Below are 7,440 nucleotides of genomic sequence, written 5' to 3'. Positions count from 1 at the left end.
ACCATTATTTAACCCCGCAAGCACTTTCTTAAACTAATTTTAATATTTTTACAAAACAACTGTAAACCAATACCTTAAAACTCAAAAAAAATTAAAAGATTCTTAAAAGGCACTCCTATATAGCACGAGAAGAATTCTTGCAGGGCTTACAAAGCATCAAAAGTTCGAGATTTTCTGATTCTACTCGATCAACGACATCTCCTAACCCCAGTAATTCGTGATTTTATAATCTACAGCTAAATATGTGCAGATATCTTCAGTAATAGAAGCTCTATTAAACATTACTCCTATATATACATTAACTCATAAACGAGTAGCATTCTATTACAAGAAGAAATTCCAAACTAAACCAAATCGAAAGGTGAAGTCACGGTATGGGTAACCCGGGGCACTGAAGTAATTATTTTCTGATGCAAGTGAATTAATATGTTCAGCAATAAAGAAAATACGAGTTTGACGTACTTTCATATTGAAGAATAAATCTATAAGCGGGAAACCACCAATTCCCTGATCATTTTGAACATAGAACTCAGCTAGCACAGGATCATAACTATTCATATTATATTTAGTGAAATAATTAAAATTAAGTCCAGTCTGAATAAACAGCGCATTTTGAAACCAATTGTCTGTATAGTAAAGCGTATTTCTTGTTTTTAAATCTGGAACATTTAAGTAAGAGTCTCCAGAACTTACATTTTGATAAGCAATAGTATTGTTGAGTCCGAACTTTCCAAATCTAAATTCTTTACTGGCTTTAATCTTTAGATAGGTAATATTATCTTTTGTCTGAAAAGAATTCACTAATGATGACTCTGGATCTAAAGCGAAATATGCGTAATCATTGATATTTACAAAACTTGTTGAGACGTTTAGCCACTTTTCAGATATTAAATCAAAATTTATAGAACTGGTTTTGACATTATCATAAACATCTGCATTATACCAATTGTAGTTTTCATAACTACTCTGATAAAGTAAGTGATTGAAATTTGCCGGCGCAGAATTTAAATGAATTCCCCCAGAAAATTTGGCATCTGAATTTATATTGTAACTCGCCTCAGCTTTAAAATCATAACCATCAAAATCACCTGAAATATTTGTTTGCAGCTCTCCTACTAGTTGAAAGCCTCTATATTTTTTTGAATAGCCTGCACCCGCAGCAATAAGATTGCCAGATAGGATATTAGGTATTCGATTATCTTCTTGAATCAATACCGACTTATAACCATACTTATAATTAGTATGATTAATCTGAAATGAAATACTACCCAATAAATTGTTTGAATATCTTAACCAGAGTTTATTATTTAGGTCTGTACCATCTACCTTATCTTGTATGTCTGAAGTTACAAAGGAGTCGCCAAATAACGCAGAAGGTGAATCTTGACGATATTCATAATATTTATCATCATAATTAAGTATATGGCCAATTTCAATTCTATTATTTGAAATGCTATCTATTTGTTTTATTAAATCATATTTCTGATTAATATAAATACGCTGGCCATCTAAAATACTTTCAGCATCTTCAAAATTGACACTTAAAATAGATCTATCGTCAAACTGACTATCATTCCCTATAAAATTTGATAAAGCCTGATCTGTTAATCCGCCATTTTCTTCATTTAGCAAATCTTGAGCAACATAATGAGCCTTTAACATATATCTATCATTTTTTGATTGATAGTTTGTCGTGAACCTAAAATTACCAGTACTTGTTAAAATATGCTGATACTTTCCAAGACTTCGTAAGCCTTTGTAAGCAATTGAGAAATTAAACCTACGAGAAGTATTCATTGTAAAAAAAGCATCTAAATTTTGACCTTGCTCAAACACACTTTTATAATAAATTTCTGAAAGTGGCGTAGGCACTTCGTAATAAAGCATGTCATTAACTTCTAAATAATTGAAATGTCTTGCCCTAGCACCAAACTTCGGCTTTATATGTTGAGATGAAAAATCATAAATAAGCGTATTATAAGATTGACCTTCATTTGAAAAAGGCAGTAAGTCAAAATTATCTTTTCTGAGGTAGTTGTATTTATAGAATTTCTGAATAGTTAATGAGGTATCAACGATAGTTGTATCATTATCTACTGTAAACATTTTATATAAATCTACAGGCGGGCGTTCTTGCTTAGTTTTAGCTTTTGGTCTTACTGAACCATTCTGAAGATCGTTCTCTGAACCTAATGTTGCTGGCTCTCCACCTTGAGCAAAAAGTGAACTCCATGAGATTAGAACTATAATAAAAAGTAAGCTATTACGCATTAAAAATGTTTAGGTCAAAAATATAGTTTTTAAACGTAAAGCTGTAAGGAAAATTATGGTATGAAAAAACCACCCGAGTAGGGTGGTTTTTAAAAAATTTATTGTGCTTTAATTATGAGAATTTTTCTTTTAGTTTTGATCAAAATACAACTATATAACACACAATAATATAGTCCGAAATAATGTGAGTTTATAGACATAACTCTCAATAAATCAAAAATATAAAAGCCGGATAATTTTTAAATTATCCGGCTTTGAAATATAAGTTTTATTTATTCTAATTAAGATTAATTTTGTCCATCTAAATTTGAATTAAACAAAATTTCATTTTGAGGTATTTCGTAAGTTAACTTCTCATCATTATGATTAAATGACTGACCTGCAAAATCTAACCAATTTTCACCACGAGTTCTAGTCTGACGTCTTCTCTTCATAATAAAATATGATTGACCTTCTCCCCATAATTCTAATCTAGCCTGTAGAGCAGCTTCTTCAGCTAAAGCTTTACCAGCAAGACCATCTACGTAAGAACTGTCGTCTAATCTTAAATCTAATAGAGCTTTTAAACTAGCCCTTGCAGCGGTATTATTTCCATTTTCCGCAGCAGCTTCAGCATGTAAAAGATACAACTCAGCAACTCGCATATAGTGAGAATCAGAATCAATATTAGACTGAGGTCCTGAGAACAAACCAAAACCATTGTTTTGTGCTCCTTTATAATAAAACTTACCTAAAGGTCTTAGAGTTGAACTAAACTGATATTTTCTAATATCATCTGCTCTGAAGTTATTATATAAACCGCGGTCCATCCCTTTAGGATTACCTACAGCCGCATAGCTGTAGCTATAGGCATCAACAAATCCCCACCAAGATAAGAGAGAAGAAAGACCTTGCCCTTCTGCTGTGATATTAATCCCCCACATTACCCCTGGAATTGTATTAATGTCATTAAAACCTCCAACGCTTCCATCTTCATCTGGCAATAATGCTACTTCATCTGCAGTCATAATCGGATAACCCGCATCGATAACTTTTTTTGCATACTCTTCAGTTTTAGGCCAGTTGTTTAAAGCGCCATATGTTTTAGCTAATAAACCTCTTACAATATCCTGATTGATTTCAATTTTTTCTTCTCTTACAAACCCATCTAACAAAGTCTCAGCATCTAGTAAATCACTAACTACAAAATCAAAAACATCTTGTAATGGACTCTTAGGCTGATCAAGTTCTTCGGCACTTTTATAAATAGGTAATACAGGTTTTGATAAATCTGATATATCATTTACATAAGCGTGAATTAAGAAAAAGTAGGCATACGCTCTCAAAGCTTTAGCTTGACCAATAGTATATTTTCCTGTTTCAGTTTCAGGCACTACATCATTACCCCCCGAAGCATCAATAACTAAATTAGATAAATTTATAATTCTATAAAGAAATCTCCAAGCACGATAGTTAACATTATTATCAGGATCTAATGTTGCAGTTAACTCTGAAATATCTACCTGACGATTGTAACTCTTACCTAAATGAGCCATATCTCCAGATAATATATCCATCTGCATAAATTGTGCAGTTACACCAAAATCTTCCTGAGCAGTTGTACCTCCACTACCAAAGCGATACATGTTTTCATAAATACCAAGTAAAGTACCTTTTGCTACTTCTTCGTTTATCTCAGCAGCTGCAGCCACTTGAGTATCTGTTAAAACTTCTGTAGGGTAGACTTCTAAATAGTCTTCGCTACAAGAAGCAAGGGATAGCAAAACCCCTGCATAAATAATTTTTCTTAAAGCTTTCATAGTTATTTTTTATAAAGTTAAATTAACACCAAACACAATCGTAGATAGCGGACTGTAAGTGTAAATACTAGAATTACCTGTTACTGAAGTTGAAGGGTTGAAACCAGTTCTTTGAGACCAAAGAGCAAGGTTATCACCAGTTACGAATAAATTTAAATTCTTAAGTCCCATTCTTTCAACAAAAGTAGTAGGCATATCAAAACCTAAACGAATATTATTTAAGGCTAAGAAATCTGATTTTGTTAAGAATCGAGTTGATGTAGCACTCTGCTGAATTTGGAATCTTGCATCCTGACGAGGTATGTCTGTGACATCTCCTGGTGCCATCCAGCGGTTTCTGATATCTGTACTAAAATTATTAGTACCAGCATAATCATTATCCATAAGATTTGCATAAGCACCATCGTATGAATAGCCTCCTAAAGAGTAATTAAATAATGCACTTAAGGTAAAACCACCGTAGCTTGCATTTAATCTAAAAGCACCGCTAATATCTGGTATAGCTGTTTTATCAACAAATCGATCTGCAGCTTCCGCATAAACTTCAGTAATATCCTGTACGATAGTTGCATCAGGATTATCATTCTGGTAACCTGTTAAACTTGTAATAATTACATCTCCACTACCATATTCTCCGTTATTATCAACATCATCAAAGTAACGTTCCCACTGTGCAGCACCATTATCTGAATTTACACCTGCATAAACTGGCATGTACCAATCATATAAAGAACGTCCCGCTGTACGACCATAGCTTCCCTCTTGATCAAATCTTTGCTCCTCACCAGTAGTTGGATCTATTGGTAAAGCCACTAACTCATTGTTAAGCAATTGCCCATTAATACCAACATTTAAACGGAATTTTGGAGTATTAACTACCTTGAAATCTAAATCAAATTCAACACCTGAATTTAACATTTCACCGTCATTTACCTGAATTGTAGCAAAACCATTTGAAGGACCTACGTTTCTAGTAAAGAACATATCTGTAGTCGTTTTTCTGTAGTATTCGACAGAAGCATCAACAAAATTGAAAAGCTCGAACTCTAAACCTGTATTAAACTGATTAGAACTTTCCCAAGTAAGATCTGCATTACCTCTTACAGCAAAAGCTAATGAGATATTGTTATTTAAGTTATTAATAGAATAAATATTGTATCCAGGATATAGACCACCATAAGAACCATCTGTATCAGAATTACCAATTACTCCATAACTAGCTTTTAATTTTAGGAAATCTATGGCATCAGCGCTCTGAAGAAAATCCTCCTTAGACATTATCCAAGCACCACCTATTGCATAAAAATTACCCCACTTTTCATTTACAAATCTAGAAGATGCATCTCTATTGAAAGTTCCATTTAAGTAATATTTATTTTCAAAATCTAAAGTCACGTTAGCTATATAGCTTTCAGTTTTTTCATTTCTTGTAAATCCATCACTAGGATTGTTTACAACACCATTGCTAATATCTGTTCCGAAAGAAGTAACTAAATTTGAACGACTTGCAAATAAATAATTGAACTCATATTCTGTAGCCACGTGAGATACAAAAGCCGAAAGATTTAAATCTCCAAAGCTTTTAGTATATCTTAATCCTGTTCTTAACGTATAGTTTTTTATCTCAGTACGAGCTCTAGAAACTCTTCCGCCTTCACCTTTAGCAGGACTATAGAAGCGTTCATTAAGATCAATATCTTCATCCATTAAGTATTGATACCCAAAATTATTTTCAAATGTTAGACCGTCAACAATAGCAATTTTAAGATCATTATTAAAGTTAACTGAATTTCCTTTAGCTGAATTAATATTTATTTCTGAGTCTGCAACACCATTCGTTGCAAATCCAAATCCACGACCGTCTTCAAGACCATAATCAAAAAGAGAACCCCCATAAATAGGATCTGGTATTCTATTACCATCTGCATCTCTACGATAAAGCGGATAAATAGTAGGAATATTATCAATCCACCAAAATTGAGATCCTGAATCAGTACTTGTACCATTAGTATTTGTTTCACTTTGAGCATAATTAATCGTAGTAACTGCATCAATTATATCTAAAACTCTATTTGTCGCTGTAACACGCCCATTGAGTCTTTTATAATCTGTATTATTTGCATATCCTATATCATCAATGTAACCGAAAGAAGCATATACCGATGAATTTTCTCCACTATTTGATAATGAAACATTAGCCTCTGTTCTATTTGAACTTTGAAAAGCAAAATCCCCCCAATTTTCTGGAGTATATCTTCTTGTAACACCCGGTCTAACTGTCCCTGTAGTAGGATCTATCAGTTCTGAAACGCCAGCGGCTCCACTATCACTAACATTCCACATGTTATATACTGGAGAAATATCAGAAACATCTGCATTATTACCCTCAAATAAATTTGAATTTGCATAGTTGATAGCTGCAGCTTGATCGCCATTATTTTCTAATAAGCCTCTTTGATATATTCCTTCCCAAGAAATTCCTATGTACTCTTCCGGAGATCTTATGGTTTCGTATCGCTTGATACCTTGGTAATTTGTTCCAGTTTTAACTGAAACATTTAAATTATTCTTCCCTTCACCTTTTTTAGTTGTAATAACAATTACACCATTTGCACCTCTCGCACCATATAATGAAGTTGCAGATGCATCCTTCAAAACAGTAACAGACTTAATGTCATTAGGATTAATGTCATTTAAACTACCCCCAAAAGGAGCATCATCTACAATATATAAAGGTGCTTGACTACCATTTATAGACCCAAAACCTCTAATACGTACAGTTGAAACACTACCAGGCTGTCCTGTAGTATTAAATACGGCTACACCAGCTGCTTCACCAGCTAAAGCTTGTGAAACGTTTGTAAAAGACTTTTTAGAAAGTTCATCTCCCGCTACGACTTTAGCAGAGCCCGTAAAAGAGCTTTTAGATACATTTCCAAAACCTGTAACTACAACCTCATCGAGTTCTTCTCCTGCTACCATACTGGTATTTATAGTTGAAGATGCACCTACCTTAACAGACATTTCTTGAAAACCAACGTAAGAAAAAACTAAAACATCTCCTTGATTTGCAAGAATGGAATAATTTCCATCAAAATCTGTTTGTGTACCAGTACTTGTACCATTAATAACAACATTAACTCCCGGGAGAGGAACGTTGCTTTGATCAGTTACGGTACCCGTAATTGTTTTCTGCTGAGCGAATGCTAACTGTGTGATAAACAGCAAACAAAGCGCAAAGCACCATGTAATTTTTGATTTCATAAATTTATTTATTTGAATTTGCCTTCACAAACATCCTAAAACTTTGTTAGAATTGCAACAAAAACCGTTAAACAATCCTTAAATTAACATAAACAATGCATAATTT

The 7,440-nt window shown here is 33.3% G+C and carries 3 protein-coding genes; all 3 read right to left on the bottom strand.

Going from position 1 to position 7,440, the window contains the following annotated elements:
• Positions 1 to 324: 324 nt before the first annotated feature.
• Positions 325 to 2,271 (bottom strand): putative porin, encoded by a 1,947-nt coding sequence (locus tag DSM00_RS12470; RefSeq protein ID WP_128758296.1) that lies wholly within the window; start codon positions 2,269 to 2,271, stop codon positions 325 to 327.
• 287 nt (positions 2,272 to 2,558) lie between these two features.
• Positions 2,559 to 4,070, bottom strand: a complete 1,512-nt coding sequence (locus DSM00_RS12465; protein WP_128758295.1) for a RagB/SusD family nutrient uptake outer membrane protein — start codon at positions 4,068 to 4,070, stop codon at positions 2,559 to 2,561.
• A gap of 9 nt (positions 4,071 to 4,079) precedes the next feature.
• Positions 4,080 to 7,334 carry a SusC/RagA family TonB-linked outer membrane protein gene (locus DSM00_RS12460; protein WP_128758294.1) on the bottom strand — a complete coding sequence of 1,085 codons (3,255 nt, stop codon included), beginning with the start codon at positions 7,332 to 7,334 and terminating at the stop codon, positions 4,080 to 4,082.
• Positions 7,335 to 7,440: the final 106 nt, after the last annotated feature.

The sequence above is a fragment of the Leeuwenhoekiella aequorea genome, assembly GCF_004104375.1.
Taxonomy (GTDB): domain Bacteria; phylum Bacteroidota; class Bacteroidia; order Flavobacteriales; family Flavobacteriaceae; genus Leeuwenhoekiella; species Leeuwenhoekiella aequorea.
This window is presented reverse-complemented; position numbering and strand designations above follow the sequence as displayed.